General features: G+C 69.7%; 25 protein-coding genes and 1 tRNA gene. 7 read left to right on the forward strand and 19 right to left on the reverse strand.

Features of this window, described 5'->3' with window-relative positions; all coding sequences use genetic code 11:
- The first annotated feature begins 294 nt into the window (after positions 1–294).
- The 3 genes from IGS68_RS21185 to IGS68_RS21195 all read left to right on the forward strand — a co-directional run bounded on the left by IGS68_RS21185 (position 295) and on the right by IGS68_RS21195 (position 5,960).
- Positions 295–2,838 carry an SUMF1/EgtB/PvdO family nonheme iron enzyme gene (locus tag IGS68_RS21185; RefSeq protein ID WP_201073546.1) on the forward strand — a complete coding sequence of 848 codons (2,544 nt, stop codon included), beginning with the start codon at positions 295–297 and terminating at the stop codon, positions 2,836–2,838.
- Between the two features lie 80 nt (positions 2,839–2,918).
- A complete protein-coding gene (locus IGS68_RS21190) occupies positions 2,919–4,085 on the forward strand; it encodes a DUF4384 domain-containing protein (RefSeq protein ID WP_201073548.1) in 1,167 nt (388 codons plus the stop codon).
- A gap of 72 nt (positions 4,086–4,157) precedes the next feature.
- Entirely contained in the window at positions 4,158–5,960 is a 1,803-nt protein-coding gene (locus IGS68_RS21195) for an adenylate/guanylate cyclase domain-containing protein (protein WP_201073550.1), read from the forward strand.
- Here IGS68_RS21195 and IGS68_RS21200 read toward each other — a convergent pair.
- The 7 genes from IGS68_RS21200 to trpB all read right to left on the reverse strand — a co-directional run bounded on the left by IGS68_RS21200 (position 5,947) and on the right by trpB (position 12,596).
- The gene (locus IGS68_RS21200; RefSeq protein ID WP_201073552.1) at positions 5,947–6,378 is read right to left on the reverse strand and encodes a DUF4399 domain-containing protein; all 432 of its coding nucleotides are present in this window, start codon (positions 6,376–6,378) and stop codon (positions 5,947–5,949) included. The genes IGS68_RS21195 and IGS68_RS21200 overlap by 14 nt on opposite strands.
- Before the next feature lie 18 nt (positions 6,379–6,396).
- Positions 6,397–6,891, reverse strand: coding sequence for a DUF4399 domain-containing protein (locus IGS68_RS21205; protein ID WP_247881008.1), 495 nt, complete (start codon positions 6,889–6,891; stop codon positions 6,397–6,399).
- Between the two features lie 130 nt (positions 6,892–7,021).
- Positions 7,022–7,720: an OmpA family protein gene (locus IGS68_RS35675; RefSeq protein WP_305800071.1), complete on the reverse strand. Its 699-nt coding sequence runs from the start codon at positions 7,718–7,720 to the stop codon at positions 7,022–7,024.
- Between the two features lie 260 nt (positions 7,721–7,980).
- Positions 7,981–9,336, reverse strand: a complete 1,356-nt coding sequence (locus IGS68_RS21215) for a bifunctional folylpolyglutamate synthase/dihydrofolate synthase (RefSeq protein WP_371821840.1) — start codon at positions 9,334–9,336, stop codon at positions 7,981–7,983.
- Positions 9,275–10,336, reverse strand: a complete 1,062-nt coding sequence (gene accD, locus IGS68_RS21220; protein WP_201073554.1) for an acetyl-CoA carboxylase, carboxyltransferase subunit beta — start codon at positions 10,334–10,336, stop codon at positions 9,275–9,277. Before accD ends, IGS68_RS21215 begins: the two co-directional genes overlap by 62 nt.
- A 128-nt stretch (positions 10,337–10,464) precedes the next feature.
- A complete protein-coding gene (trpA, locus tag IGS68_RS21225; protein ID WP_247881009.1) occupies positions 10,465–11,388 on the reverse strand; it encodes a tryptophan synthase subunit alpha in 924 nt (307 codons plus the stop codon).
- Positions 11,385–12,596: a tryptophan synthase subunit beta gene (gene trpB / locus IGS68_RS21230; protein WP_201081565.1), complete on the reverse strand. Its 1,212-nt coding sequence runs from the start codon at positions 12,594–12,596 to the stop codon at positions 11,385–11,387. Before trpB ends, trpA begins: the two co-directional genes overlap by 4 nt.
- Positions 12,597–12,907: 311 nt before the next feature.
- On the opposite strand from trpB, the gene IGS68_RS21235 reads away from it, so the two are divergent.
- From IGS68_RS21235 to IGS68_RS21245, 3 genes are all read left to right on the forward strand, one after another.
- Positions 12,908–13,384, forward strand: a complete 477-nt coding sequence (locus tag IGS68_RS21235; protein ID WP_201073556.1) for an Hsp20 family protein — start codon at positions 12,908–12,910, stop codon at positions 13,382–13,384.
- A gap of 149 nt (positions 13,385–13,533) precedes the next feature.
- Entirely contained in the window at positions 13,534–13,752 is a 219-nt protein-coding gene (locus tag IGS68_RS21240; protein ID WP_158044092.1) for a DUF1150 family protein, read from the forward strand.
- Between the two features lie 198 nt (positions 13,753–13,950).
- Complete coding sequence (locus IGS68_RS21245) at positions 13,951–14,181, forward strand: FitA-like ribbon-helix-helix domain-containing protein (RefSeq protein WP_201073558.1); 231 nt, start codon at positions 13,951–13,953, stop codon at positions 14,179–14,181.
- 477 nt (positions 14,182–14,658) lie between these two features.
- Here the strand turns inward: IGS68_RS21245 and IGS68_RS21250 are convergent, their stop codons facing one another.
- The 9 genes from IGS68_RS21250 to dapB all read right to left on the reverse strand — a co-directional run bounded on the left by IGS68_RS21250 (position 14,659) and on the right by dapB (position 23,980).
- A complete protein-coding gene (locus tag IGS68_RS21250; protein ID WP_412766129.1) occupies positions 14,659–15,678 on the reverse strand; it encodes an LLM class flavin-dependent oxidoreductase in 1,020 nt (339 codons plus the stop codon).
- A 23-nt stretch (positions 15,679–15,701) separates the two neighbouring features.
- Complete coding sequence (locus IGS68_RS21255) at positions 15,702–16,820, reverse strand: NADH:flavin oxidoreductase/NADH oxidase (protein ID WP_201073561.1); 1,119 nt, start codon at positions 16,818–16,820, stop codon at positions 15,702–15,704.
- A 170-nt stretch (positions 16,821–16,990) separates the two neighbouring features.
- Entirely contained in the window at positions 16,991–18,286 is a 1,296-nt protein-coding gene (wecC, locus tag IGS68_RS21260) for a UDP-N-acetyl-D-mannosamine dehydrogenase (protein ID WP_201073563.1), read from the reverse strand.
- Positions 18,276–19,349, reverse strand: a complete 1,074-nt coding sequence (gene wecB, locus IGS68_RS21265) for a non-hydrolyzing UDP-N-acetylglucosamine 2-epimerase (protein WP_371821843.1) — start codon at positions 19,347–19,349, stop codon at positions 18,276–18,278. Before wecB ends, wecC begins: the two co-directional genes overlap by 11 nt.
- Positions 19,350–19,621: 272 nt before the next feature.
- Entirely contained in the window at positions 19,622–20,110 is a 489-nt protein-coding gene (locus IGS68_RS21270; protein WP_201073567.1) for a DUF2948 family protein, read from the reverse strand.
- A 54-nt stretch (positions 20,111–20,164) separates the two neighbouring features.
- Complete coding sequence (gene murA / locus IGS68_RS21275; protein WP_201073570.1) at positions 20,165–21,454, reverse strand: UDP-N-acetylglucosamine 1-carboxyvinyltransferase; 1,290 nt, start codon at positions 21,452–21,454, stop codon at positions 20,165–20,167.
- 211 nt (positions 21,455–21,665) lie between these two features.
- The gene (locus tag IGS68_RS21280) at positions 21,666–21,854 is read right to left on the reverse strand and encodes a hypothetical protein (RefSeq protein WP_201073572.1); all 189 of its coding nucleotides are present in this window, start codon (positions 21,852–21,854) and stop codon (positions 21,666–21,668) included.
- A 27-nt stretch (positions 21,855–21,881) separates the two neighbouring features.
- Positions 21,882–22,826, reverse strand: coding sequence for a lytic transglycosylase domain-containing protein (locus tag IGS68_RS21285; RefSeq protein WP_201073573.1), 945 nt, complete (start codon positions 22,824–22,826; stop codon positions 21,882–21,884).
- Positions 22,827–23,179: 353 nt separating this feature from the next.
- Positions 23,180–23,980, reverse strand: a complete 801-nt coding sequence (gene dapB, locus IGS68_RS21290) for a 4-hydroxy-tetrahydrodipicolinate reductase (RefSeq protein WP_201081567.1) — start codon at positions 23,978–23,980, stop codon at positions 23,180–23,182.
- Between the two features lie 163 nt (positions 23,981–24,143).
- Here dapB and IGS68_RS21295 point away from each other — a divergent pair.
- Positions 24,144–24,218, forward strand: a tRNA-Thr gene (locus IGS68_RS21295).
- Positions 24,219–24,404: 186 nt separating this feature from the next.
- Here the strand turns inward: IGS68_RS21295 and IGS68_RS21300 are convergent.
- From IGS68_RS21300 to IGS68_RS21310, 3 genes are read right to left on the reverse strand one after another with little or no spacing between them, the layout of a single operon-like run.
- Positions 24,405–24,821, reverse strand: coding sequence for a HipA domain-containing protein (locus IGS68_RS21300; protein WP_201073575.1), 417 nt, complete (start codon positions 24,819–24,821; stop codon positions 24,405–24,407).
- Entirely contained in the window at positions 24,822–25,496 is a 675-nt protein-coding gene (locus tag IGS68_RS21305) for a hypothetical protein (RefSeq protein WP_201073577.1), read from the reverse strand.
- A complete protein-coding gene (locus IGS68_RS21310) occupies positions 25,406–26,143 on the reverse strand; it encodes a hypothetical protein (protein WP_201073579.1) in 738 nt (245 codons plus the stop codon). Before IGS68_RS21310 ends, IGS68_RS21305 begins: the two co-directional genes overlap by 91 nt.
- Positions 26,144–26,161: the final 18 nt, after the last annotated feature.

Consider the following 26,161-nt stretch of genomic DNA (forward strand, 5'->3'; position numbering starts at 1 on the left):
GCTGCCGCTCCCGTCGTCTGTGAACGCCTTCACCTCCGCCACTGTGACAGTCAAGAAGACGTCATGAACGCCCATGAGGACCGATCCATGCAATGAAGACTAGAATGAGTCCTCACTAAAGATCACTACCCGATCGGTTTGGACGGACCTCCGAAATACTTATTTTTCCTGCTTGTCCTGGAGCGGCATGAGGGGGTTATAATAAATTGAGGATGTTACCGTCGGCTGCCGCAGCCGGCCAGGCCCGAAGCCCCGGCCGGGCGGCGAGAATGCGACAGTGGAGACGTTTCTCCGATGAGAGTTCTGCGGTTCCTGGGCCTGCTGGTCTTCACCCTGTCCTGCGCCTTGCCCTTGGGCGCGGGTCCGGCGAGCGCTGCCGATGCGGACAAGCGCATCGCGCTGGTGATCGGCATCGGCGCCTACCAGTTCGCCCCGGCCCTGCCCAATCCGCCCAACGACGCCCGCGCGATCGCCGCCGCCCTGAAGAACCTGAAGTTCGAGGTCGAGGAAGCCTATGACCTGGACAACCGGGGTTTTTCCGGGCGCCTCCGCGATTTCGGCATCCGGGCCGCCGAGGCGGACGTGGCGGTCATCTTCTATGCCGGCCACGGCCTCCAGGTGCGCGGCCAGAACTACCTGCTGCCTTCGGACGCCCGGCTGGAGCGCGAGCGCGACCTGGTCTACGAGGCGATGCCGCTCAACCTGATCCTGGGGGAACTGGCCCAGGCGCGGAAGCTGGGGGTGCTGATCCTGGACGCCTGCCGCAACAACCCGTTCGCCGACCGGCTGTCGCGGAGCAATGCCGGGGCGCTGCGGGAGCGCGACGTCTCCGCCGGCCTGTCCCGGGTCGACGACACCCCGAGCGACACGATGGTGGCGCTGGCGACGCGGGCCGACGCCCTGGCGGAGGACGGCACCGGCCAGCACAGCCCCTACACCATGGCGCTCCTGCAGAACCTGAAGGTGCCGGGCCTGGAGTTGGGCCTGTTCTTCCGCCGGGTCCGCGACAACGTCATGGAGGCCACCCAGGGCCGTCAGGAGCCGTTCATCTTCGGGTCGCTGGGCGCCACCGCGTTCTATTTCAACCCGACCCCGCCGAACCGGAACCCGGAGCTGCCGGCCCTGAAGCCCATCGTCGTCGGCGACACGTCGGACGCCGTCAAGCTCGGCATCGGCCGCATCGCGGATCCGGACGGCGACGAGGTGTTCGCCCAGGTCTCGGGCCTTCCGGCGTCCGGGCAGGTCCGGATCGGCGAAAGGCTGGTGCTGATCGGCGACTATCTCAGCATCGCCCAGCTGTCCCAGGTCACCTACAAGCCTGACGTCGGCGCGGTCGGCCCCGCCGGCAACTTCGACTTCACCGTCATGGACAACAAGGGCGGGACCACCCCCGGCAGGATCGCCATAACGGTCAACCAGTCGAACCGCCCGCCGGTGGTTGCCGGCGAGAGCACATTCCGGATGGCGCTGCCGCAGCTGGGGCTGGAGGCGCCGAGCGACCCGGACGGCGACGCGCTGACCTTGACGGTCGCGGCCGTGCCGTCCCGCGGCTCGGTCCGCAAGGGAACGCAGCCGGTTCGCGTGGGCGAGAAGCTGACCGCCGCCGACATCGCCGGCCTGACCTACGATCCCGGGCAGGCGGCACCCGGCGAGGCCGGCAGCTTCGCGATCCTGGCGGACGACGGGCGCGGCGGCAAGGCGACGGCTTCGGTCCGCATCGAGCTGGAGACCGCCGGCACGCCCCCGGCCGGGCCGGAGCTTGCGGACGCCCTGTGGCAGCAGGTCCGGACGCGCGGCCAGGCGGCCGACTTCGCCGCGTACCTGCAGCTTTTCCCGGACGGCAGGAACTCGCCGCTGGCCCGCGATCGGATGGCGGCCCTGGCTCCCGCCAAGCCCGCTCCCCCGGCGGCGGCGCCGGCCGCTCCGGCGAAGGCGGACGCGGCAGCGGTCGAGCCGCCCAAGTCGGCGCCCGCCAAGCCGGAGCCGGCCAAGGCGGTGGAGCCGGTCAAGGCGGCTGAGCCGCCCAAGCCGGAACCCCCGAAGCCGGAACCGGCGAAGCCATCCGGGCAAGTGGCCGCGGCCGAGCCGCCGGCCTCCCCGGCGACCCGCAACAAGGGCCAGTCCAACAGCTTCCAGGACTGCCCGGAATGCCCGATCATGGTCCGACTGCCCGCCGGCAGCTTCACGATGGGGACCGCGCGCGGCGACCCCAGCGAGCAGCCGAGCCACAAGGTGAGCCTGGGCAAGCCGTTCGCCCTGGGGATGTTCGAGGTGACGGTGGGGGAATGGCGCGCCTGCGTCCAGGGCGGCGGCTGCAGCGACATGCCGCGCATGGCCGGAGCCACCGACGAGACGCCGGTCCACAATGTCCACTGGCGCGACGCCCTCGCCTATACGATCTGGCTGTCCAAGAAGACCGGCCAGCGATACCGCCTGCCCAGCGAGGCCGAGTGGGAATACGCCGCCCGCGCCGGCACCGCCGGGCGCTACTGGTGGGGCGACGCGGTGGGCGTGGCGAACGCCAACTGCGAGAACTGCGGCGGCATGTACGAGCGGATGACGCCCCTGCCGGTGGGCAGCTTCAAGCCCAACCCGCTGGGCCTGTACGACATGAACGGCGGCGTCGCCGAGTGGGTGGCCGACTGCTGGAACAAGGATTACCGGGGAGCCCCCGCCGACGGCGGCGCCTGGACCCAGGGCGACTGCCGCAAGCGGGTCCTGCGCGGCGGATCCTGGCGGAACGACGCGGACTCTCTGTCGGTGACCGGGCGCTTCAGCTACGACCAGGACGTCCGGTACCTCGCCAACGGGTTCCGGGTCGCCCGCGACCTGAACTGAATCCGGGCGAGGGTGTCGCCTGGTTTACTGCGGGCATGCGGGGGAGCGTCCAGCATGGGGCGACATTCACGGAGGTTACCATGCTGATCCGACACCCCCGAACCAGGCGACCGCCGGGCTGGCTGGCCCTGGCATTCTCGCTCTGCGCCGCCGGAACCGCCGCGGCCGACCAGGCGATCGTCGTCTCCGCCACCGTTCCCGGCTTCACCGTGGGCCAGGTGGTCGAGGACGGCGCGCCGGTGCTTTTGCCGGAAGGGACCAACGCCCTGTTCCTGTTCGCCAGCGGCCGGACGATCACCGTCAAGGGACCCTATGACGGGCCGCTGGACCGGCTGTCCGGCGGCGCGCCGGTCCAGGGCCGGCTGTCCGGCCTGTTCGGCGGCGACCGGTTCGCCCAGAACGACCTGGGCGCCGCCCGTTCCGTCGATCCCGCCCCGGTCGGCCAGGCCGGCGGGCTGGCCCCGATCGACCTGTCGCTGCCGGGAACCTGGTGCGCCGCCGCCGGCCAACCGCCGGAACTCCGCAAGCCGGCGGATCCGGCCTTCGAGCGGGCGATCCTGCACGCCGCCGACGGGGCGGAAACCGTGATCTCCTGGCCGGACGGCGCGGAGGTGCAGCCCTGGCCGGCGCGGGCGCCGCTGGCCGACGGGGCTCGGATGCTGGCGATGAGCGGCGACCGGACCCGGAGCAACGCGCTGGTGCTCCGGCTGATCGAGGACCGGGAGGCGGCGGCCGGCGATGTCGGCGCGCTGGCGGTGGCCCTCGTCCGGGCCGGCTGCAACCGGCAGGCGGAGCACGTGCTGACCGCCATGGGCGAGGCGCTGGCCCCGCTGGACCTGTACCTGTCGTCCGACCGCGGGCTTTATCCCACATACCGGCGCGGCGACCAGATCCGCCTGGTGCTCCAGACGAACCGGGACGCGCACCTGTACTGCTACCTGCGGCTGCGGAACGGCCTGATCCCGATCTTCCCGTCGTACCAATCCGACGGTTCCCTGGTGAAAGGCCACACGCCCCTGACCTTCCCCGGCGACAGGATGCCGCTCCCCCTCTCCGCGTCGGAACTGGGCGGCGACGGCGAGGTCCGGTGCTTCTCCGCGGAGCAGGAGCTGCCGTCCTCGCTGTCCGCCGAAGCCCAGGCGTTCCGCCCGATGGACGGCGACGCGGTCGAGCGGCTGGAAGCCACGCTCGACGGGCTCAAGCGGACCCGGCTGGTGGTCGCCCAGATCGTGCTGCGGGTCGAGTGAGGTCGCTTGCAGGAGGTCGGAACGCCCGATCGGGGACTTGGCGCCGGGAGGCCCGCCGGCCGGTTCCGCGCCATGCCCGCCGGACTGTCGCCGTCCTGGATCACGGGGGCGATCATCCTGGCCATCGCGGCCGCCTCCTTCCTGCTGGTCCGGACCGTGCCGCCGCTGAGGCTGGCGGACGAGAGCTTCGGCGACCTGCTGATCGGGCATTTCGCCCCCGCCGAGCCCCAGCACGCCGGCATCGCCATGGTGGCCCTGGGAGAGGACAGTTTCGCGGCGCTGGCCTGCCGCTCGCCGGTCGACCGCGGGTTCCTGGCGGACTTGGTCGGCCGGCTCAAGGCGGCGGGCGTCCGGGCCATCGGCATCGACATCCTGTTCGACCAACCCACGCTGCCGGAGCTTGACGAGTCGCTGCGCCGCCGGCTCTCCGAGCCCGGCGTCCCGGTGGTGGCGATCTCGGCGCTGGAGCAGACCGCCCTGACGGAGCGGCAGCAGGCCTTCCTCGGCACCTTCCTGTCCGGCATCCCCCACGGCTACGCCAACCTGGCGAAGGACAGGCTGGACGGGTCCGTCCGCTGGCACGTGCCGGCGGCCGAGGACGGGACGCCCAGCTTCCCGGCGCGGCTGGCGCTCGCCCTGGGCGCGGAGCCGTCCGCCGAGCCTTTCCGGATCGCCTGGCGCGCCGGGCCGGACGACGCGACGCCGCCCTTCCCGATCTACCCGGCGGAATTGGTCCACCTGCTGCCGCCGGGCTGGCTGGCCGGCAAGGTGGTCCTGGTCGGCACCGTGCTGTCGGGAACGGACCGCCACCGGACGCCCCTGTCCAGGACCGGCGCCAGCATGCCGGGGGTGGAGATCCAGGCCCACGTCCTGGCCCAGATGCTGGAGGGGCGCGCCGGCGGGCGGCTGGCTCCGGGCTGGGAGGGCGCCCTGACCCTGGCGCTGGCCGCCGCCGGGGTGGCGCTGGCCATGGCCGGGCCGCCGGTCTGGCTGCTCGCCGCGTCGGGCGCCGCGCTGACGGCGGCCCTGTGGGCGGGAGCCGCCACCCTGTTCGCCGCGGGCGGACCCCTGGTCCCCCTGCTCGCCCCCTCGCTGGCGCTGGCCGGCGGGATCGGCGGCATGGCGGCGCACCGGTCGCTGCGCGAACGGGCGGACCGGCGCACCCTGATGCGGCTGTTCGCCACCCATGTCTCCCAGCCCGTCGCGGAGGAGATGTGGCGGGAGCGGGCGACCTTCATGGCGGGAGGTCGGCCGAAGCCCCAGCAGCTCACCGCCACGGTCCTGTTCTCGGACATCAAGGGCTTCACCACGATCTGCGAGGCGCTGCCGCCCGAGGCGCTGATCCGCTGGCTCGACACCTATCTGGAGGCCATGACCCGGCTGGTCGGGGAGCATGACGGGGTGGTGCTGCGCTTCATCGGCGACGCCGTCCTGGCCGTGTTCGGGGCGCCGGTCGCCCGGACCACCCAGGCCGAGATCGACGCCGACGCGGCGCGCGCCATGGGCTGCGCCCTGGCCATGGGCCGCGAGCTGGAGGGCCTGAACCGGCTGTGGCTGGAGGAAGGGCTGCCCCCCGTGATCGTCCGGATCGGCATCCATACCGGCCCGCTGGTGGTCGGCAGCCTGGGCGGGGAGCGGCACCGGGAATATTCGCTGCTCGGCGACACGGCCAACACCGCCGCCCGGCTGGAGGCCCATGCCAAGGAGGTGGCGGAGACGACCTCGCCCTGGTGCCAGGTGATCGTCGGCGAGGCCACCTGGAACGCGGCCGGCCCCGGCATCGCGGGCCTGCCGGTCGGCGAGATCGCGCTCCGCGGCAAGAGCAACCCCGTCCGCGTCTGGCTGCTGCGGGATGGGGCCTTCAGCGGACCGTGATGGTGATCCGCTTGGAGGTCACGGGCGGGTCGTGCGGCACGTGGTCGAAGTCGCCCATGAGCAGCTGGATGGTGTGGCGCCCGGGCGGCAGCTCCAGGAATGTCTCGGTCTGCCCGCCGCCGAGATGGATATGGTTCCGGTCGTTCGGGATCGGCTCGTCCAGCGGCGGCAGGTCCCGGTCGATGATCAGGTGGTGGTGCCCGGTGTTGGGCCGGTCGACGCCCGAGGGCGCCACGCCGAAGTTGCGCAGGCCGAGCCAGACCTTGAAGCGGCCGGTCACGACCTCGCCGTCGTTGGGCCACCCGATATAGGCGTAGGCGTCCTTGGGCGCCGGCCGGCGCTCGGCGGCGGTGGCCGTGACGGCGATAAGGGAAACCAGTCCTGCGGCGAGGCCGGCGACCAGGGCGTTCGATCTCATGGCGAGCCTTTCCGGTTTTCAGCGTACCGTGATCGTGATCCTGTTGGACGTCACCGGCGGGTCGTGCGGCACGTGGTCGGCATCGCCCAGCAGCGTCTGGAGCGTATGCTGGCCGGGCGGAAGCTCCAGGCGGGCCTCGGTCTGGCCGCCGCCGAAATGCAGGTGGTTGCGGTCGTTGGGAATGGGCTCGTCGAGCGGCGGCAGGTCGCGGTCGATGATCAGGTGGTGGTGCCCGGTATTGTCCCGCCGCACCCCGGCGGGGGCCACGCCGTAGTTCTGGAGCCCCATGCGGACCCACAGCTTGCCGCCCTCGATCACGGCGCCGTTGGGCGGCCAGATGATGTAGGCCCGGGCGTCCTTGGGAGCCGGCATCCGCTTCGCCGGGACGGCCGCCGGCTGCGCGGCCGGGGCGGCATCGTGATGGCCGGCGCCGTGGCCGGCGTCCTGGGCGGCGGCGACGCTGGGAAAGGCGGCGGCGCAGGCGAGAAGGAGTGCGGCAGCTCGATTGATCATTTCAACTCCTGCGGCGGCTTCTTGTCGATCCTTGCGGACGCTGGTCGATTGTCGGACAGGATCGAACGAAGTTAAAATACCCTTGGGGTCGGGAGTCTTCTGGATAGCCGATCCTGCCCGGTCGGGTATCTCAGTTCGCGCGGGCGAACTGGACCCGGCGGTTCGCCTTGTCGAAGGCGTTCGCGGTGAGGGGATGGCCCTCGCCCATGCCGGCGGCCTGGATGCGGGATCCGGCGATCCGGTGCTTGACCACCAGGTACTCGGCTACGGCGCGGGCACGCTTTTCCGATAGGGTCTGGTTGTAGGCGTCGCTGCCGGAGGCGTCGGTGTGCCCTTCGACCTTGATGCGGAGGTCCGGCGACTCCTGCATGACCTGGCCGATCGTGTCGATGTACTCGAAGGATTCGGCCGGGATGACGGCGGAGTCGAAGGCGAAGTTGATGCGGAAGCCGAAGGCCTTCTCGTCCACGTCGGGGGCGGGCGGAGCCGGCGGAACCGCCGCGACCTCGGCCCGGGGGACCGGGGCTTCGGCGACGGCCGGGACGACCTGCTGGGCGGATGCCGCGGCCGTTTCCGGCGCGGTCGCGGGCGCCGAATAGGAGGCGGGGGCCGGCGCCGGGGCCGCGTTCTGGACCGCCTTGCCGGCGGCGCCGACGATCTCGATGCTGCGGTAGCGGGGCGCCGGCGCGCTGAGCAGTTCCTGGACCTCGGACACGGTGGGCGGGCGGTCGAACATCCTGACCTCGGCGCCGTGGCCCGGCGAAGCCAGGGCCGGGGCGAGCAGGATTGCGGCGGTGGCGGCGAGGCGGCGGGCGAAGGGGCTGTTCATGTCCGGTCTCCATGGCGGGGCGTTGGCCTGTGCATGGAGGGGAAGCTAACCGCGGCGGCGGCGCCGCGCAGTGAACGGGTTCACCAGTGGTTAACTATCCGTGGTGGGCGGCCGTAGGCCGGGAGGAGCGAAGCAACACCTGACATAAGCCGGCGCGGTGGGGGGGAAACCGGGGTCAGACCACCATTTCGCACCAAGCTTTCCGACTGTCGATCTTCCGGCGAAATGGTGGTCTGACCCCGGTTTCCCGAGCTGCTAGCTCAACCGTGGCGGGCGAGCACCGCGCCGGCGAGGTAGAGGGAGCCGCAGATCATCACCCGGGTCGGCCCGGCGGCGCGCGTCATGATGTCGGCCAGGGCCTCCTCCACGCCGGCGGCCGGCTCGGCATCGGCGATGCCGGCGGCGCGCGCGGCCTCCACCGCGGCCCGGGGCGGGAGGGAGGCTTCCTCGCCCGGGACGGCGACCGCGCGGAGCAGCGGCGCGTGGGGGGCGAGGGGCCGCAGGAAGTCGGCCGGTTCCTTGGTCGCCAGCATGCCGAAGACCAGGTTCAGCGGCATTCCGTCGGCCGCGGCCCAGCGGGCGGCCTGGGCGCCCAGCACCTCGCCGGCGGAATCGTTGTGCCCGCCGTCCAGCCACAGTTCCCATCCCGGGGGCAGCCGGTCCACCAGGGGGCCGCGGGTCAGCCGCTGGAGCCGGCCGGGCCAGGAGACCTCCGCCAGTCCGCGCACCACCGCCGCGTCGGGCACCCGGGGGCCGGGCAGATGGTCGAGGCAGGCCAGCGCCACCCCGGCATTGACGATCTGGTGGGCGCCCGGCAGCGCCGGCAGCGGCAGGTCGGCGCGTCGGCCGGGTCCCTCGAACCGGAAGCCGTCGCCGGCGGCCGCGACCGTCCAATCCTCCCCCGCGGCGTGGAGCGGGGCGCCGATCGCGGCGGCGCGGGCGCGGAAGACCGCCATGGCCTCTTCCGCCGGCTGGGGCGCCACGACGGCGGGGACGCCCGGCTTCATGATGCCGGCCTTCTCGCCCGCGATGGCGGACAGGGTCGGCCCCAGGAATTGCATGTGGTCGTAGGAGATGCGGGTCAGCGCCGTCACCGCCGGGCGGTCGACCACGTTGGTGCTGTCGAGCCGGCCGCCCAGCCCGGTCTCCAGCAGCAGCACGTCGGCCGGCACGCGGGAGAAGGCCAGCATGGCGGCGGCGGTCGTGATCTCGAAATAGGTGATCGGCTCGCCCCGGTTCGCCGCCTCGCACTCCTCCAGGATGGCGGCGAGGTGGTCGTCGGCGATCAGGTCCCCGGCCAGCCGGATGCGTTCGTGGAAGCGCACGAGATGGGGCGAGGTATAGACGTGGACCCGCCGGCCCGCCGCCTCCAGGAAGGCGCGCAGGAAGGCGATGGTCGATCCCTTGCCGTTGGTCCCCGCCACATGGACCACCGGCGGCAGCCGCAGGTGCGGGCTGCCGACGGCCTCCAGCATCCGGAAGGTCCGGCCGAGCGACAGGTCGATGACCTTGGGGTGAAGGTGCTTCAGCCGGTCCAGGACCGGGTCGGCACGCTCACCGCTCGGGACGATCGCCGGGAGTGACGGCGGCTGCGGCGCCGTTGGGGGCTGGCTCAACTGTCTCACCGCTCTGGGGTTGCGCCGGCGCCGGGGACGCCGGTTCAAGCTCGACCGCTTCCAACGGCTCGGCCTCCGTCGGGGCGGCCTTCGCCGTCATGGCGGGGGCCTCGGCCTCCGGCTTCGGCAGGGGGACGATCTCGGCGGAGGGACCGGGGCGGCCGAGCAGGTCGAGCACCCGGACCAGCGTGGCCCTGAGGTCCTTGCGGTGGACGACCATGTCCACCATGCCGTGCTCCATCAGGTATTCGGACCGCTGGAAGCCTTCCGGCAGGGTCTCGCGGATGGTGTCCTCGATCACGCGGGCGCCGGCGAAGCCGATCTGCGCGCCCTTCTCGGCGATGTGCAGGTCGCCCAGCATCGCGAAGGAGGCCGTGACGCCGCCGGTGGTCGGGTCGGTCAGGACGACGATGTAGGGAAGCCCCGCCTCCTTCACCATCTGCACCGCGATGGTGCTGCGCGGCATCTGCATCAGCGACAGGATGCCTTCCTGCATGCGGGCGCCGCCGGAGGACGGCACCACGACCAGCGGCGCCTCCTGGAGGACGGCGAGCCGTGCCGCGGCCAGCAGCCCCTCGCCCACCGCGATCCCCATGGAGCCGCCCATGAAGCCGAAGTCGAAGGCTGCGATGACGGTCGGGATGCCGCCCATCCTGCCGTGCGCGACCTGGATCGCGTCGTTCTTGCCGGACTTGGCCTGGGCTTCCTTCAAGCGGTCGGTGTAGCGCTTCTGGTCGCGGAAGCGCAGCGGATCGACCGGCACCTTGGGCAGCTCGATGACATGGTAGTCGTCGTCGTCGAACAGCATCTTCAGGCGCTTGTCGGCATCCAGGCGCATGTGGAAGCCGCAATGCTGGCAGACGTGGAGGTTCTCTTCCAGGTCGCGGTGGAAGATCATCGCCTCGCAGTTGGCGCACTTGTGCCAGAGATTGTCCGGCACTTCCTTCCTGGTGTAGAGCGCGCGGATCTTGGGGCGGACGAAATTGGTAAGCCAGTTCATGGTTCGGGGTCTTCGCCGTTCGTGGAGGCTGAATGCTTGGAGGCGGTTTGCTCGGGAGGCTGGATGCTTGTGGGCCGTTCCCTGGGAAGCTTGCCTGGAAAGCGTACCTGGAGGCGGATGCCCCGAGGTCAGCCGCGCGCGGCGCGGACGCCGTCGGACAGGGTTCGCACGAAGGCCAGCACGTCGTCGACCAGTCCGGGAGCGGGCGAGCCGTTCTCGTCCAGGTTGGCGGCGATACGGTTGACGATGGCCGACCCGACCACGGCCGCGTCGGCGAGCCGGGCGACGGAGGCGGCGGCCGCCGGCGTGGTGATGCCGAAGCCCACGGCGACCGGCAGGTCGGTATGGCGGCGCAGCCGTTCGACGGCGGCGGAGATCGCCTCGTCGGTGGCGGCGCCGGCGCCGGTGATGCCGGCGATCGAGACGTAGTAGATGAAGCCGCTGGTATTGGCCAGGACGGCCGGCAGGCGCCGGTCGTCGGTCGTGGGCGTCGCCAGCCGGATGAAGTTGACGCCGGCGGCCAGCGCCGGCAGACACAGCTCTACGTCCTCCTCCGGCGGCAGGTCCACCACGATCAGGCCGTCCACGCCGGCGGCCCGGGCGTCGGTCAGGAAGCGCTCGACGCCGTAGGCATAGATGGGATTGTAATAGCCCATCAGGATGATCGGCGTCTCCGCGTCGGTCAGGCGGAATTCCTCCACCAGCCGCAGCGTGCCGCGCAGGGTCATGCCGGCCTTGAGCGCCCGCAGGGACGAGGCCTGGATCGACGGGCCGTCGGCCATGGGATCGGTGAAGGGCATGCCCAGTTCGATCACGTCGGCGCCGGCCCCCGGCAGGCCCTGGACCAGCCTGAGGCTGGTGGCGTAGTCGGGATCGCCGGCGCTGACGAAGGTCACCAGCCCGCCGCGCCCCTCGCGCTTCAGGGTCTCGAACCGGGCGGCGAGCCGCCCGCTGTCGGCGGCACGGCTGGACGGAGCCTGGCCGGAACGATCTTGGCCGGATTGGGCGGCCATGGCCGCCGCGGTGTCGCCATGGTCGATGGCAGCGCTCATATCTTGACCCCCAGGGCGTCCGCCACGGTGAAGATGTCCTTGTCGCCCCGGCCGCACAGGTTCATCACCAGAAGGTGATCCTTGGGCAGGGTCGGCGCCAGCTTGGTGACGGCGGCCAGCGCGTGGGACGGCTCCAGCGCCGGGATGATGCCTTCCAGGCGCGAGCACATCTGGAAGGCGTCCAGCGCCTCGTTGTCGGTGGCGGAGATATACTCGACCCGGCCGACGTCGTGCAGCCAGGAGTGCTCCGGCCCGATGCCGGGATAGTCGAGGCCCGCCGAGATCGAGTGTCCCTCGGTGATCTGGCCGTCCTCGTTCTGGAGCAGGTATGTGCGGTTGCCGTGCAGCACGCCGGGGCGCCCGCCGGTCAGCGAGGCGGCGTGGGCGCCGGTCTCAATGCCGTGGCCGGCGGCCTCGACCGCGACCATGCGGACGGTCGGCTCGTCCAGGAACGGGTAGAACAGGCCCATGGCGTTGGAGCCGCCGCCGATGCAGGCGACGAGGCTGTCGGGCAGCCGTCCCTCGGCGGCCATCATCTGCTCCCGCACTTCCTCCCCGATGACGGACTGGAAGTCGCGCACCATGGCCGGATAGGGGTGCGGGCCGGCGACCGTGCCGATGATGTAGAAGGTGTCCTCGACGTTGGTCACCCAGTCGCGGAGCGCCTCGTTCATGGCGTCCTTGAGGGTGCGCGAGCCGGAGCTGACCGGCTTGACCTCCGCCCCCAGCAGCTTCATCCGGAAGACGTTGGGCTTCTGCCGCTCGATGTCGGTCTCGCCCATGTAGATCGTGCAGGGCAGGTCGAACAGGGCGCAGACCGTGGCGGTGGCGACGCCGTGCTGGCCGGCCCCGGTCTCCGCGATGATGCGGCGCTTGCCCATCCGCCTGGCCAGCAGGATCTGGCCCATGCAGTTGTTGATCTTGTGGGCGCCGGTGTGGTTCAGCTCGTCCCGCTTGAAATAGACCTTGGCGCCGCCGAACCGGGCGGTCAGCCGCTCGGCATGGTACAGCGGGCTGGGCCGGCCGACATAGTGCGTCAGGTAATGGCGCAGCTCCGCCTTGAAGGCGGGATCGACCTTGGCGGCGTTGTAGGCCTGCTCGACCTCCAGGATCAGGGGCATCAGCGTCTCGGCGACGAAGCGTCCGCCATAGATGCCGAAGTGCCCGTGCTCGTCCGGACCCGAACGGTAGGTATTCAGCCGCTGCATCACGCTACCCAGCTGGTCGCCGGGCTGCCCGTCGCCGGACGCGGCCGGGGCGGCGGACATGGTGGAAGTCGGCTTGTTGGTGGTCGGAGATGTCACTGCTATAACTCTCGTGCCTTCCGGGAGCGGCCACCATAGCCGCGCGTCATTTGTTTTTAAAGGAAGATACGCATGAGAAGGGCGCGACGCAGGGCAGCCTTGCCCGGCGGCGGCCCGTTCCCCATCTAGGGATCTAGGCAGCGCCGGCCGGGGCTGCCGCCGGGGTGCCGGTTCCGGGCCCGCATAGCTACTCGCTCACTGGAGGAGGATGCCGCGTGACGACACGATTGTCCCTGTTCAACAGCCCGCTGCTGCTGGGTTTCGACCAGTTCGAGCGGACGCTCGACCGGATCTCGAAGAATTCGGCGGAGGGGTATCCGCCCTACAACATCGAGCAGATCGGCGAGGACGGCCTGCGCATCACGCTGGCGGTGGCAGGCTTCACCATGGACGACCTGACCGTCCAGACCGAGGACAACCAGCTCGTGATCCGGGGCCGCCAGACCGACGACAAGTCACGCATTTATCTTCACCGCGGCATCGCGGCGCGCCAGTTCCAGCGCAGCTTCGTCCTGGCGGAGGGGATCGACGTGGTCGGCGCCACCTTGGACAACGGGCTGCTGCACATCGACCTGAAGCGCCCGATCCCGGAACCCAAGGTGCGGACCATCGCGATCCAGCAGCCGGCCGGCGGGCCGGACGACGGCGCCACCGCCCGCACGATCGACGTGACGCCCGAGACGGGGCGTTAGCACAAATCGCCCCGCGGCATGTTGTCCTTGGTAGAACACGGGCCCGACCCGTTGTGAGATGATCGCGGGCCGCGCTTTCTCCAGTCGGGAATGCGGGCTGCGCCCGCCGGACAGTTTCGTTGCAGTTCGTTACAGAAAGACCTGAGATCATGAATATCAGCCCGAACTCTTTGCGCCAGATCTCCAGCCAGGACTTCGTGGCATTCGGCGTCAACGACCTCGCCTATATCAAGGTGGTCGACGTCGACGGCTCCACCGGCTACGCGATCCACGCCGCCGACGGAACGCCCCTGACCGTGATGCCCGAGCGCGAAGCCGCCTTCGCGGCCGTGCGCCAGCACGAGTTGGAGCCCGTCAGCGTCCACTGACGCGCTGGCGCACGCCGGCGCCGCGCCGGTCCCCGTCATGCGGCGCGCACCGCCGGCGTCCGGGCCGGCGGAGGCATCGTCACGGGAAGATTGCTTCCGCCGTCATCCAGCGCGCAGTGCCGTCTTTCGCGTCCATCATGATCGATAATGGCCGATGCCGTGATAGCATGCATGCTATCAACCTCTTCGTGGTGGGTTATGGCACAGGTCATCATCAGGAACATCGAGGACGAGGTCGTCGAGCGACTCAAGCGGATGGCGGTGACCAAGGGCACATCGCTGGAGCAGGAGTTGCGCTCCATCCTGGCGGAAGCTGCCTACAGGCCCGACCGCGTCCTCTCGGAGCTTGCACACCTGCGCACCCTTACGCCGGCCGGATCCAGGCCGTTGGCCGAGGATCTGGTGCGCGAAGGACGGGATGAACGGTGAGCGCGGTCATCGTCGATGCGAGCGTCGCGCTCAAGTGGTTTGTCGAGGAGGAAGGGTAAAGCGATGCGGCCGACCTGATCGCCGGCGGCACTGCGCGCCTGGCTCCGGACCTTGTCGTTCCGGAGGTCCTGAACGCCGCTTGGAAGGCCTTCTCTCGCGGCTTCATGGTGCGGGAGCAATATGACGCCCTTCCCCGGCTGTTGCCGGATCTGTTCCAGGACATCGTGCCGACGAAGCGTCTGGCACCGCGGGCAGCAGCCCTGGCCCGGGAACCGGGCCAGTAAGTCGGCTAGAGTTGTCACCGGCGCGGGGCGCCGATCCGCCGCGAATGAAACTTTCCGAACGTTCAGTTTCTTCATGGCGAAGCGGCAGCCGACAGCCACGCCCCGGGTGACCGGTTATCGGGCCATGGGCCCGACATGGAGGGGAGGTCGGGGCTTTTCGTAATTGCTATGGCGGCCCCGCCGTCAGCCTTGGTCAGGAGCGGAGATTGCCAAAGGCATCCGCCACGATTTCGTAGGACCGCAAGCGGGCGGCGTGGTCGAAGACCATGCCGCTGACCATGATCTCGTCGGCGGCGGTGTCCTCCAGCAGGGCTTCCAGGCCGGAGCGGACGGTTTCCGGGGATCCGACGATGGAGCCCCGGAGCTGGCTTTCCACGGCGGCGCGCTCGCGCTCGGACCACAGCTGGTCCATGTCCTCCACCGGCGGGGCGATCCGCATGGGATGGCCGCGGACCAGGTTCAGGAAGCTCTGCTGGTGGGAGGTGAAGAGGCGCCTGGCCTCCTCGTCGGTTGCCGCGGCCACCACGTTGATGCCGACCATGGCATAGGGCTGGGACAGGACCTCAGACGGGCGGAAGGCGCGCCGGTACAGGTCGAGGGCCGGCAGGGTGTTGGCCGGCGAGAACTGGCGCGCGAAGGAGAAGGGCAGCCCCAGCTGACCGGCGAGCTGGGCGCTGAAGCCGCCGGAGCCGAGCAGCCAGATCGGGATGTCCATCCCCTCCCCCGGGATCGCCCGGACCCGCTGGCCGGGAACCGCCGGACGGAAATAGGCCCGGAGCTCGGCCAGGAGCTGCGGGAACTCGTCGCCGGTCTGGTTGAGGTCCCGGCGCAGCGCGTGGGCGGTCACCTGGTCGGTGCCGGGGGCGCGGCCGAGGCCCAGGTCGATCCGGCCGGGATAGAGGGACTCGAGCGTGCCGAACTGCTCTGCCACCACCAGGGGTGCGTGGTTGGGCAGCATGATCCCGCCGGAGCCGACGCGGATGCGCTCCGTCCCGCCGGCGACGTGGCCGATCAGCACGGCGGTCGCCGAGCTGGCGACGCCGGGGATGTTGTGGTGCTCGGCCAGCCAGTAGCGGTTATAGCCCCAACGGTCGGCGTGCCGCGCCAGGTCGAGCGTGCAGCGGTAGGAGTCGGCCGGGGTCGCCCCTTCCACCAGCGGCGACAGGTCCAGGACCGAAACGGGGGTTTCGGACAGCTTGTTCATGATCGTCATCCAATCGTTCCCGGTCGAGGGAGTCAGTCCATGACCGAGGAGTCTTCACGGAAGGAATGGCCGGGCCAGAGGTCGGGCGCGGCGCGGGCGTATTGCGGCGGGAAGGCCACCTGCCCGCCCAGCTCGCGGGCGGCGCGCCAGCCCCAGTGCGGCTCGTCGAGGACGGTGCGGGCGAGCGCCACCATGTCGGCCTCGCCGCCGGCGACGATCCGCTCCGCCTGCTTCGGCTCGACGATCAAGCCGACGGCCATGGTCGGGATCTCCGCCTCGCGGCGGACGCGGGCCGCGAAGGGCACTTGGTATCCCGGCGAGGTCGGGATCTTGATACCCAGGGTGACGCCGCCGCTGGAGCAATCGATGAAGTCGCAGCCGCGGGCCTTCAGCAGCTTGGCGAAGGCGATGGATTCCTCGATGGTCCAGCCGCCGTCCACCCAGTCCGACGCGCTGATCCGGATGCCCAGCGGCCGGTCGGACGGCCAGACCTCGCGCACGGCATCGAAGACTTCCAGCGGGAAACGGGTGCGGCCGCCGAAGTCGCCGCCGTAGGAGTCCTCGCGCGTGTTGGCGAGGGGCGACAGGAAGGAGTGCAGCAGGTAGCCGTGGGCGCCGTGCAGTTCCATCAGGTCGAAGCCCAGCCGGGCGGCCCGCTCGGCGGTCGCCACGAAGCCGTCGCGGACCCGCTTGAAGTCTTCCGCCTCGAAGGCGCGCGGCGCGGGCCAGCCCTCGGCGAACGGGATCGCCGACGGGGCGATCGTCTGCCACTCGCCCTGCCCCGCCGGCAGCGACCGGCCGCCTTCCCAGGGGCGCTGGGCCGACGCCTTGCGGCCGGCATGGCTGACCTGGATGCCCAGCTTGGCGGTGCCGTAGCGCCGGACGGCCGCCATGACGCGGGACAGGGCAGCTTCGTTCTCGTCGTTGTAGAGGCCGAGGTCGCCGGGGGTTATGCGGCCGGCCGGCTCGACCGCGGTCGCTTCCAGGATCACCAGGGAGGCGCCGGAATTCGCCAGCATGCCGAGATGCATGATGTGCCAGTCGTTGGCGTTGCCGTCCTCGGCGCTGTACTGGCACATCGGCGATACGACGATGCGGTTGGCGAAACTGACTCCGGCAAGGTCGATCGGCGTGAACAGGCTGCTGGTCATGACAGGTGTTTCTCCCGGGGACGGTTATGCGCCAAGGGTTTCACATGGCTACGATGGCCGCCGGGGAGAAGGTTAGGACGCGCATGGCTGCCCGGCCGGAGCCGGGAAACCGGAGGGGCGGCGTCCCGCCGCCCATGGTGCGCGGGACGCGCACCCTCCCGGGCATCTTCCTACTCCGCGGCGGCGCGGCCGTAGCGGTCGGGAACGTAGAGGCGGTCGCGCCAGAAGCCGCGGGTGTCGATGACGATCTTGTTGAGCAGTTCCTTGGCCTCGATCGCCCGGAACTCCGCATGATCCACCAGCAGGACGGCGATGTCGGCCTCGGCCAGGGCGTCGGACATGTCGCAGAAGCGCAGGTTGTCGAACTCGGCCAGTTCGCGGGGCAGGCGCGCGATGTGCGGTTCGACCGCGAGCACCTTGCCCAGGCGCTCCCGCGCGATATGGGCGGTGATCTCCAGCGCCGGGCTCTCGCGCAGGTCGTCCACGTTGGGCTTGTAGGTCAGGCCCAGGCAGGCGATCACCGGGTCCTTGAAGCGCTGGGCGTGGCGCCGGATGCGCTCGATGACGTGGAGCGGCTTGGAATCGTTGACCTCGCGGGCGGTGCGGATCAGCCGCGACGCCTCGGGCATGCCGTCCACGATGAACCAGGGATCCACCGCGATGCAGTGGCCGCCGACGCCCGGGCCGGGCTGGAGGATCTTGACGCGGGGGTGGCGGTTGGACAGCTCGATCACCCGCCAGACGTCCAGGCCCATGCCGTCGCAGATCATCGACAGCTCGTTGGCGAAGGCGATGTTGACGTCGCGGTAGGCGTTCTCGGTCAGCTTGACCAGCTCGGCGGTGTTGGCGTCGGTCAGCAGGCAGGCGCCCTTGACGAAGATCCGGTAGAGCTGGTCGGCTCGGGCGGCGCAGGCGGGGGTCAGGCCGCCGATGATGCGGTCGTTCTCGACCAGTTCCAGCACCATGCGGCCGGGCAGGATGCGCTCCGGGCAATAGGCGATGCGGATGTCGGAGCGTTCGCCCGCCGCGTGGGGGAAGGTCAGGTCCGGCCGCAGCTCGGCGAGCTGGCGCGACAGGCGCGCCGAGGTGCCGACCGGCGAGGTGGATTCCAGCACGATCAGGTTGCCGGCTTCCAGCACCGGGGCGATCGACCGGGCCGCCGCGTCGATGTAGCCAAGGTCGGGGCGCTTGTCGTCGGCCAAAGGCGTCGGCACCGCGATGATGAAGGCCTCCGCCGGCTCCGGCGTCACGACGGCGCGCAGCTTGCCGGTCATGACGGCGGCGCGGACCAGCATGTCCAGGTCGGGTTCGCTGAAATGCACCTTGCCCTGGGTGATCATGGAGACGGCGTGCTCATTGACGTCGACGCCGATCACCTCGACCCCGCGGCTGGCGAGCGTGGCGGCGGTGGGCAAGCCGATATAGCCGAGGCCGATGATCGCAACGCGGGAGAACTTATGCTGCACGGGTCAGCTCCTTGAGGATGCGCTCGGCGGCAAGGCCGTCGCCGTAGGGATTGTGGGCCCGCCGGGCCTCGGCATAGGCCCGCTCGTCGTCGAGCAGGCGTGAGGCGGCGCCGACGATACGGTCGATGTCGGTTCCGACCAGCCGGACCGTGCCGGCCTCGACCGCTTCCGGCCGCTCGGTCACGTCGCGCATCACCAGCACCGGCTTGCCCAGGGAGGGCGCCTCCTCCTGGAGGCCGCCGCTGTCGGTCACGATCAGCGTCGAGCGTTCCATCAGGTGGACGAAGGGAAGGTAGTCCTGGGGCTCGATCAGGTGGACCCCCGGACGGTCGCCCAGCAGCCGCATCACCGGCTCGCGGACGTTGGGGTTGAGATGGACCGGATAGACCACATCCGTGTCGCCCCGGTCGGCAAGCCGTGCCAGGGCGTGGCAGATCCGCTCGAAGCCGCCGCCGAAGCTCTCGCGCCGGTGCGCGGTGACCAGGATCACCCGCTTGCCCCCGGACAGGAAGGGAAAGCGCGCGTCCATCTCGCGCGTGAGATCGGCATCGCCGCGCAGGCGCCCGACGGTGTGAAGCAGCGCGTCGATCACCGTGTTTCCGGTGACCAGGATGCGGCGGTTCCCCAGCCCCTCGCGCAGCAGGTTGTCGCGGGAGCTGGCCGTGGGCGCGAACAGCAGGTCGGCCATGCTGTCGATGACCTTGCGGTTCATCTCCTCCGGCCAGGGCTGTCGGAGATCGCCGGTGCGAAGCCCCGCCTCCACATGGGCCACGGGGATGCGGGCGTAGAAGGCGGCCAGCGTCGCGGCCATCGCGGTGGTGGTGTCGCCGTGGACCAGCACCCGGTCGGGCCTGACCTCCTCCAGCAGGCGGGACAGGCCGGTCAGCACCGCCGTGGTGATGTCGGCCAGGGTCTGGCCGGGCTTCATGATGTCGAGGTCGTGGTCCGGCACGATCCGGAACAGGGCCAGCACCTGGTCGAGCATGCTCCGGTGCTGCCCGGTGACGCAGACCAGGCTGTGGACATCGGGAGCCCCGTCGAGCGCGCTGATGACCGGGGCCATCTTGATCGCTTCAGGGCGCGTGCCGATGACCGAGAGTATTTTCCGCATCCGTCCTGACCGCTGGCGGGCGGCCGGAGCAGTGCCCCGGCCTGTAGCTTCAGTCAGGAAAATTGCTCGACGGCGGTCGTCGCGGTCAATGCCGCCTAAGGTCGTTTCCCGAAGGAACCCAGACGAGAACGGGTTACCACCGCACCGGGCTCAGGAATTGAAAATATTTGCTCTGCATTTTACTTATTTCACTTGCCCGGAGAAAGTCCGGATATCAGGACTATTCAGTCCACCGGGTGAGCGGGACGGCGGGTCGTCGGCCAGGGCTCGCCGATATCCTGGAGCCGGCAGACCCAGCCGGCGGCTTCCAGCTTAATGCAGGCGCCGCCGGAGAAATGCAGGGCGACGCCGCTGTCCATGCCTTCCAGCGCCAGCAGGGCCAGCATCTGGCGGCGCTCGTGCAGGTCGATGCCCTTGGTCTTCACCGCGGTCACGCCGTCGAAACAGATGCCGCAGTTGGTCCGCTCGAACGGGACCGTGATGTCGTCGCCGTCGTCGCCGTCATAGCTGGCGTCCACCGGGATGTCGGCCTGGCCGGACGCAGGGGCCTCGACCGCGCTCTCCCACTTGAAGCGGTTGGCGACCATGACGAAGCGGCTCTCTTCCGGAAGGAAGCACATTTCGCCGATCGGCACGATGGCGTCCTGGAGTATTCCGGAAATGACCTGGAGGTCTTCCTGATCCTCCGCTCGAAGCTTCATCGGGGCAGTCATGGGTGTGGTCTCGTCTGCAGGGGGGTACTGAGTCCCCCCGCATATAGGCAGGGATCAGCCCGCCTTCACCCTCTCGATATCAGCGCCGCAGGCCGACAGCTTCTCCTCCAGCCGTTCATAGCCGCGGTCCAGGTGGTAGACCCGGTTGACCTCGGTCTCGCCGTCGGCGGCGAGGCCGGCCAGGACCAGCGAGACGGACGCGCGCAGGTCGGTCGCCATGACCGGCGCGCCGGTCAGCCGCGGCACGCCGCGGATCAGGGCGGAGGCGCCGTGGACGGTGATCTTGGCGCCCATGCGCGCCAGCTCCGGCGCGTGCATGAAGCGGTTCTCGAAGATCGTCTCGGTGATCATGGCGGCGCCGTCGGCGACGCACATCAGGGCCATCATCTGGGCCTGGAGGTCGGTCGGGAAGCCGGGAAACGGCTCGGTCATGACGTCGACGCCGGTCATGACGCCGTTGGCCCGCGCCACGCGGAAGCCGCGCTCCGTCTCGGTGAAGGAGATGCCGGCGCCGCCCAGCACCTTGGTCACGGACTGGAGATGCTCCAGCCGGCCGTTGATCAGCTCCAGGTCGCCGCCGGTGATCGCGGCGGCCATGGCGTAGGTGCCGGTCTCGATCCGGTCGGGGACGATGGTGTGGTAGGCGCCGTGCAGCCGGTCCTTGCCCTGGATGCGCAGCGTGTCGGTGCCCAGCCCCTCGATCTCGGCGCCCATGGCGATCAGGCAGCGGGCGAGGTCGGTCACCTCCGGCTCGCGGGCGGCGTTGACCAGCACGGTCTCGCCCTTGGCGAGCGAGGCGGCCATCAGAAGGTTCTCGGTCGCCCCGACCGATACCGTGGGGAAGACGATCCGGGCGCCGTGCAGGCCGTTGGGGGCGGAGGCCAGGATGTAGCCGCCCTCCAGCTCGATCTGGGCGCCCATCTCGACGAGGCCCTTGATATGCAGGTCGACCGGCCGGGCACCGATCGCGCAGCCGCCGGGCAGCGACACCTTGGCGACGCCGCAGCGGGCGACCAGCGGCCCCAGCACCAGCACGCTGGCGCGCATCTTGCGGACCAGGTCATAGGGGGCCGTGGTGCTGGTGATCTCCCGCGTGGTCAGCTCGATCACGCGGCCGGCGGCGCCGTCCTGGGGAGCGGAGCCGTCCATGCCGAAGACGACGCCGTGCTGGGCCAGCAGGTTCGCCAGGGTGGTGATATCGGCCAGGTGGGGAAGCTGGGCGAGCGTGAGGGTCTCGTCGGTCAGAAGGCTGGCCGTCATCAGGGGCAGCGCCGCGTTCTTCGCGCCGCCGACCGCCAGGCTGCCGCGCAACGGCCGGCCGCCGCGAATCCGGATCTTGTCCATGGGTATTCAATTCACCTTGGTGGGGGCGGCGACTATCTAGGACGGCTATAGTTAATGGACCGTTGATCACAGCGACGGCCCATATGCCACGCTGCCGCGTCGCCTCCCGGATCCGGATATCGGTCGTGACCGACATCGGCGACGGTCTCGCGAAAGGCTGGCTCCGAAAGGCTGGGCATGCCCGCGCTTCTACCCGACGCCGGGGCGAAGCTCAAGGGTCGCCGTCCCCTTCCCGCTCCGGAGGGGCCGGGACCGGAGCGGCCGGAACGCCGGACTGGCGCCGCTCGCGCGCCTGCTCCTTGCGCTTGCGCAGGTTCTCCCGGAGGGCGGCGGCCTGCCGCTCCTGCCGGGTTGGTTGGGACGCGCCGGGACGCGTCGAGGGGGGCTGATCATCGGTCATCTCGGCCGCGATCATAGGACGGAAGGATCAGGAACGGCCAGCGTCGTCGAGCGGCGCGCAGGCGTCGGAAACGCCGCGCAGGCTGCCGCAGGCATCCACGCCGCCCATGGGGGTGAAGCGCATCACCACCCTGGCCTCGCTCTCCCGGCGCGACGGACGCGCGGAGAGCCGCGGAGCGTCGTCGTCCTCCTCGTCGATGCCGGCGACGTCGTAGCCGGCGGGCTGGATGACGGGAGCCTGGATGACGGGGGCCTGGATAACCGGGGCTTGCGCGACCGCCGCGCGGACGGTCTCGACGCGCACCGGCTCCGGAGCGGCCGCGACCTGGACGGCCTCGCGCACCGGCTGCGCCGGCTTGGCCGAGGGAACGGGCTTCGGACGGTCGGCGGCGGCGACCAGGACCGCCGGCACGCCGTCGGTGCCGCGCGGCGCGGTCCGACCGACCACCGGGGCCAGGGCCGCCATGTATTGGCGCGTCTCGCGCGGCAGCCGCTGGCGGCCGGCCTGGACCGCGGTGTAGCAGGCGGGTCCGCAATTGTAGGCGGCCAGGAAGCCGGGGCTGCCGAACTGATCGTACATCTCGCGGATATAGGCGGTGCCGGCCATGATGTTGTCGCGCGGATCGGTCGGGGACGGGCCCAGGCCATGGCGCTCGCTCAGCTCCGCATAGGTCGCCGGCATGACCTGCATCAGGCCGATGGCGCCGGCCGGACTGGTGATGGGCCGGCCGTTGACGGTGGCGCGCCCGCCGCTCTCGCGGTGCATGACCGCCCTGATCCACTGTTCCGGAACGTCGAACCGCTCGGCCGCCTCGGCGATCAGGTCGCGCCAGGGATCCTTGGGATCGGGCGGCAGGACCGGCGCCGGGGCGAGCGCCGCGACCTGGATCGGCTCCAGCGCCGCCGGCCCGGAAACCCCGGTCTGGCCGGTGCTCGCGCAACCCGAGACAAGCCCTCCCAAAAGGAGTACCATGGACGCCTTAACCCCAAAATTCGAGCAGACCTGCCGGCGTCCCTGGTTACGCTTGTCAGTCATGGGGTTGCGCCTCTTTCTTAAGGTTTCGTTTGAAGCTTGTCACCCCTGGCTTACTGATACAGCAGCAACACTGTCAAGCGACAAACACCCCGAAATTGCCGCAGCTATGCCTTTCTTCAGACAGATTCCGGGCTGCGGGACTGGTCATTCGATGGTCCGGTCCAAAATGCCGCAGAGAACAAAAATAGAAGATCGCAGGGACGGCGGCGTTTCGACTTTCCGATTCGCAAGCTGACCGGAGCCTTTCGCCGCCGCCGGGAGCACTGTTCCCGGGTGCCCGCGTTAATACTTCAGCCGAGCCCGAGGACGTCTCGCATGGAATAGAGGCCGGGCGGCTGGCCATGGGCCCAGAGCGCCGCGCGGACGGCCCCGACCGCGTAGATCCGGCGGTCGTTGGCCCGGTGGCCGAGCTCGATCCGCTCCCCCTCCCCCGCGAAGACGACGCTGTGGTCGCCGACCACGTCGCCCCCGCGCATCACGGCGAAGCCGATGTCGCCGCGGCGCCGCTCGCCGGTGTGGCCGTCGCGCACGCGCGCCGAGACCGCGTCCAGGTCGACGCCCCGCCCCGCCGCGGCGGCCCGTCCCAGGCCCAGCGAAGTGCCCGACGGCGCATCCACCTTGTGGCGGTGGTGCATCTCCAGGATCTCGATGTCGAAGTCCGGCCCCAGCGTCCGCGCCACCTGCTCGACCAGCACCATCAGCAGGTTGACGCCCAGGCTCATGTTGGGCGCATGGACGATCCTGGTGTGCTGCGCGGCCTTGCGCAGCGCCTCGGTCTGGGCGGGATTGAGGCCGGTGGTGCCGACGACATGGACCGTCTTGGCCTGGGCCGCCAGGGCGGCGTGCCGCTCGGTCGCCTCCGGGCTGGTGAAGTCGATCACCGCGTCGGCATCGGCGAAGAGCTGGACGGGATCGTCGGTCGCCGGCATGCCGATGGGATCGAGTCCCGCCAGCGTTCCGATGTCCTTACCGATCGCATCGCTTCCCGGCCGGTCGGTCCCGCCGGCAAGGCTGCATCCGTCCGTCGCCAGGATCCGGCGCACCAGCATCTGGCCCATGCGCCCGGAACAGCCAACCACACCGATCTTCATCACCCTGCACTCCCTGCTGGATTTCCCTGTGTGGGCGGAGCTTTAGCACGATCCGGCGTTGCGGACAGCCCGTGAAGGAGGCTGATTTTAAATCATGGAAAGCGAAGCTTTGGCCTTGCGGAGGCCGGATCGCTATGGCATATACCCCGCCACCGCAGACGGCGCTGCTGTAGCTCAGTGGTAGAGCACTCCCTTGGTAAGGGAGAGGTCGACAGTTCAATCCTGTCCAGCAGCACCATCCTGGATCGCAGCAGGTTGGATCTGGCCAAGGCTTGCGGAGCTTCCTCTTGACTCCCCCATCGCAGCTTTCCTGTGCCTCGCCTCTTGGAGCGCGGCGTTCAGTCATGACTTGCGTCGTGGGTCGAGCGACGCCGTAAACCCGATTGCCGCAGTCGCCTCGCAGGACATGACCATGCCGGCAGGATCACCGGCCCAACAGGGGCACTCGCGCCAAATGGCGCTCGATGTTTTCCCGCGCCTGCGCGTTGTATCCGAAATCGGTCCTGCTTTTCTGCCAAGCATCCAGGATAGCGGTCCGGGCTTGGTCCACCCAACCGGCCATGAGGCCTTCCTCGATGCCGGCTTTCCGAGCCATGCGCCGGAATGATTCCCCGGTCACGTCCTCCCATCGTTTCGATCCCCCGAGATTCAGCGCCAGCGTGTCATCCGGGTGATACTGGATGGTGGAGACCAGATCATAGGCGGGAGAAAGCGCTGCATTGAGGCCATCTGGATAGATCAGACTCCAGTTCTTATGGTGCATATCGCTGCCGTCGGTGGCGCCGAGCGTGAGCCGGCCGACGGGCAGGTCGTCGAGCAGAACGCTGAGAACCCTGGCCATTCACACGTCCTCGTCTTCGACCACAAGCGCCGCGATGGAGGGCCGGTCACTCTCGTCCCAGCGCGCATGCCGGGCGAAGAAGCGCTCGCAATGATGCCGCAGGAAGTGGGCCCTCAGTCTCAGGAAGCCGTCGATGTCTCCGGTGTACAAAGCCTGTGCGGCAGCTTCGGGAATGCCGTGGGAAGCCAGCAGCTCCGGGTCCCGCACCCCGACCAATCGCCGGCGGAGCCCCGGGCGGCGGGGATGGATCAGACGGTTGGCGGTGGATCGCAGGGCATCGTTCGGTGTGTCATGCCTGTCGATGATGAAAGGCATTCGAAATTCCTGCTCCTCCCCCTCGGCGGCTTGGTCGATCTCGATGAGTTCACCGCTGTCCAGGTTCCGAGGTCTCAGGTCGAGCATGGCCAGAGCCAGCAGCTTGCTGGTGGCGAAACGAAAATTGAAGCCCTCATCGATCTTCGGCAAGGCCCCGGGGCGGCTCACGACCATCTCCAGCAGCCTCTGCACGGAAACCTCTTCGCTTCCTTCGACGATGCGATCCAAGGTGGCTCGTGTGGAGACGGTATCGCCGCGATGGGCGCCGGTCAGAGCCCCGCGCCACACCCAGCGCTCCAACAGTTGCCGGGAACGGGCTCCGGGATCGGGATAGAGATGGAAAAATTTGCCCAGCGACACGAAGGGTTGCTTGTAGGGCAAAAGATCGTAGCGCGGAATCCGACATCGTCCTTCAGAAACTGGATAACCCGCCGGGCAGCTTCCGCCGTCTTACGATAGGCGCGTTCCGCGTCAGCATCGTCCAGGCGGAGCGGCCCCTCGCCCTTGCGCTCGGTAAAATCCCTGCCTTGCAGTGCCCGCAACAGCCGATACAGCAGCTTTTCCTCGATGGAGCCGAAGCCCATGAATGCCAATTCGGCAACGATCTGGCGCAGGGAAGCGGGCCGGCCTTGGCCGCGCGCTCCGTTCAAAGCATCGAATACCTGTTCTTGCCCGAGCGGGTGGCCACTGGAGTTGGTGCGTCCGAAGATCTCGCGCAGGATATGCTCCCGCTGAGTGCGGACCAGATAGGCCGGGATTTCATATTCGCGAATGCGCTTGCCCACGGTAAACGCCCGCTCCCGCCGCTCGGGCCGATCGGCCGCATGCTTGAAGACCCACCGCATCAGCCGTTCCGACTCCAGCACCTCGGTCATCGGCAGGTAACGGGAGGGATCGACGGCACGATCCTTGGGTGGAGCTTTGAACTCCGCCTTGTCGAGGTCGAAATACAGGGCGAATTCGTCTCGGTCCGGCTCCGGTGCCAGCAGCACCCGCGTCAGGGACATCAACCGCTGCTGTCCGTC

It is taken from the genome of Skermanella sp. TT6, from assembly GCF_016653635.2.
Classification (GTDB): Bacteria; Pseudomonadota; Alphaproteobacteria; order Azospirillales; family Azospirillaceae; genus Skermanella; species Skermanella cutis.

What these genes read in the sequence shown, in the direction of transcription:
- IGS68_RS21200 (WP_201073552.1), bottom strand. Translation starts at nt 6,378, where the DNA reads ATGAGATCGAACGCCCTGGTCGCCGGCCTCGCCGCAGGACTGGTTTCC.
- IGS68_RS21245 (WP_201073558.1), top strand. Translation starts at nt 13,951, where the DNA reads ATGGCACAGGTCATCATCAGGAACATCGAGGACGAGGTCGTCGAGCGA.
- IGS68_RS21285 (WP_201073573.1), bottom strand. Translation starts at nt 22,826, where the DNA reads ATGGTACTCCTTTTGGGAGGGCTTGTCTCGGGTTGCGCGAGCACCGGC.
- murA (WP_201073570.1), bottom strand. Translation starts at nt 21,454, where the DNA reads ATGGACAAGATCCGGATTCGCGGCGGCCGGCCGTTGCGCGGCAGCCTG.
- IGS68_RS21195 (WP_201073550.1), top strand. Translation starts at nt 4,158, where the DNA reads ATGCCCGCCGGACTGTCGCCGTCCTGGATCACGGGGGCGATCATCCTG.
- IGS68_RS21205 (WP_247881008.1), bottom strand. Translation starts at nt 6,891, where the DNA reads ATGATCAATCGAGCTGCCGCACTCCTTCTCGCCTGCGCCGCCGCCTTT.
- IGS68_RS35675 (WP_305800071.1), bottom strand. Translation starts at nt 7,720, where the DNA reads ATGAACAGCCCCTTCGCCCGCCGCCTCGCCGCCACCGCCGCAATCCTG.
- IGS68_RS21190 (WP_201073548.1), top strand. Translation starts at nt 2,919, where the DNA reads ATGCTGATCCGACACCCCCGAACCAGGCGACCGCCGGGCTGGCTGGCC.
- IGS68_RS21280 (WP_201073572.1), bottom strand. Translation starts at nt 21,854, where the DNA reads ATGACCGATGATCAGCCCCCCTCGACGCGTCCCGGCGCGTCCCAACCA.
- IGS68_RS21185 (WP_201073546.1), top strand. Translation starts at nt 295, where the DNA reads ATGAGAGTTCTGCGGTTCCTGGGCCTGCTGGTCTTCACCCTGTCCTGC.
- IGS68_RS21310 (WP_201073579.1), bottom strand. Translation starts at nt 26,143, where the DNA reads ATGTCCCTGACGCGGGTGCTGCTGGCACCGGAGCCGGACCGAGACGAA.
- IGS68_RS21270 (WP_201073567.1), bottom strand. Translation starts at nt 20,110, where the DNA reads ATGACTGCCCCGATGAAGCTTCGAGCGGAGGATCAGGAAGACCTCCAG.
- IGS68_RS21255 (WP_201073561.1), bottom strand. Translation starts at nt 16,820, where the DNA reads ATGACCAGCAGCCTGTTCACGCCGATCGACCTTGCCGGAGTCAGTTTC.
- accD (WP_201073554.1), bottom strand. Translation starts at nt 10,336, where the DNA reads ATGAACTGGCTTACCAATTTCGTCCGCCCCAAGATCCGCGCGCTCTAC.
- IGS68_RS21250 (WP_412766129.1), bottom strand. Translation starts at nt 15,678, where the DNA reads ATGACGATCATGAACAAGCTGTCCGAAACCCCCGTTTCGGTCCTGGAC.
- trpB (WP_201081565.1), bottom strand. Translation starts at nt 12,596, where the DNA reads ATGCAGCGGCTGAATACCTACCGTTCGGGTCCGGACGAGCACGGGCAC.
- IGS68_RS21300 (WP_201073575.1), bottom strand. Translation starts at nt 24,821, where the DNA reads ATGGCCAGGGTTCTCAGCGTTCTGCTCGACGACCTGCCCGTCGGCCGG.
- trpA (WP_247881009.1), bottom strand. Translation starts at nt 11,388, where the DNA reads ATGAGCGCTGCCATCGACCATGGCGACACCGCGGCGGCCATGGCCGCC.
- wecB (WP_371821843.1), bottom strand. Translation starts at nt 19,349, where the DNA reads ATGGCCCCGGTCATCAGCGCGCTCGACGGGGCTCCCGATGTCCACAGC.
- IGS68_RS21240 (WP_158044092.1), top strand. Translation starts at nt 13,534, where the DNA reads ATGAATATCAGCCCGAACTCTTTGCGCCAGATCTCCAGCCAGGACTTC.
- dapB (WP_201081567.1), bottom strand. Translation starts at nt 23,980, where the DNA reads ATGAAGATCGGTGTGGTTGGCTGTTCCGGGCGCATGGGCCAGATGCTG.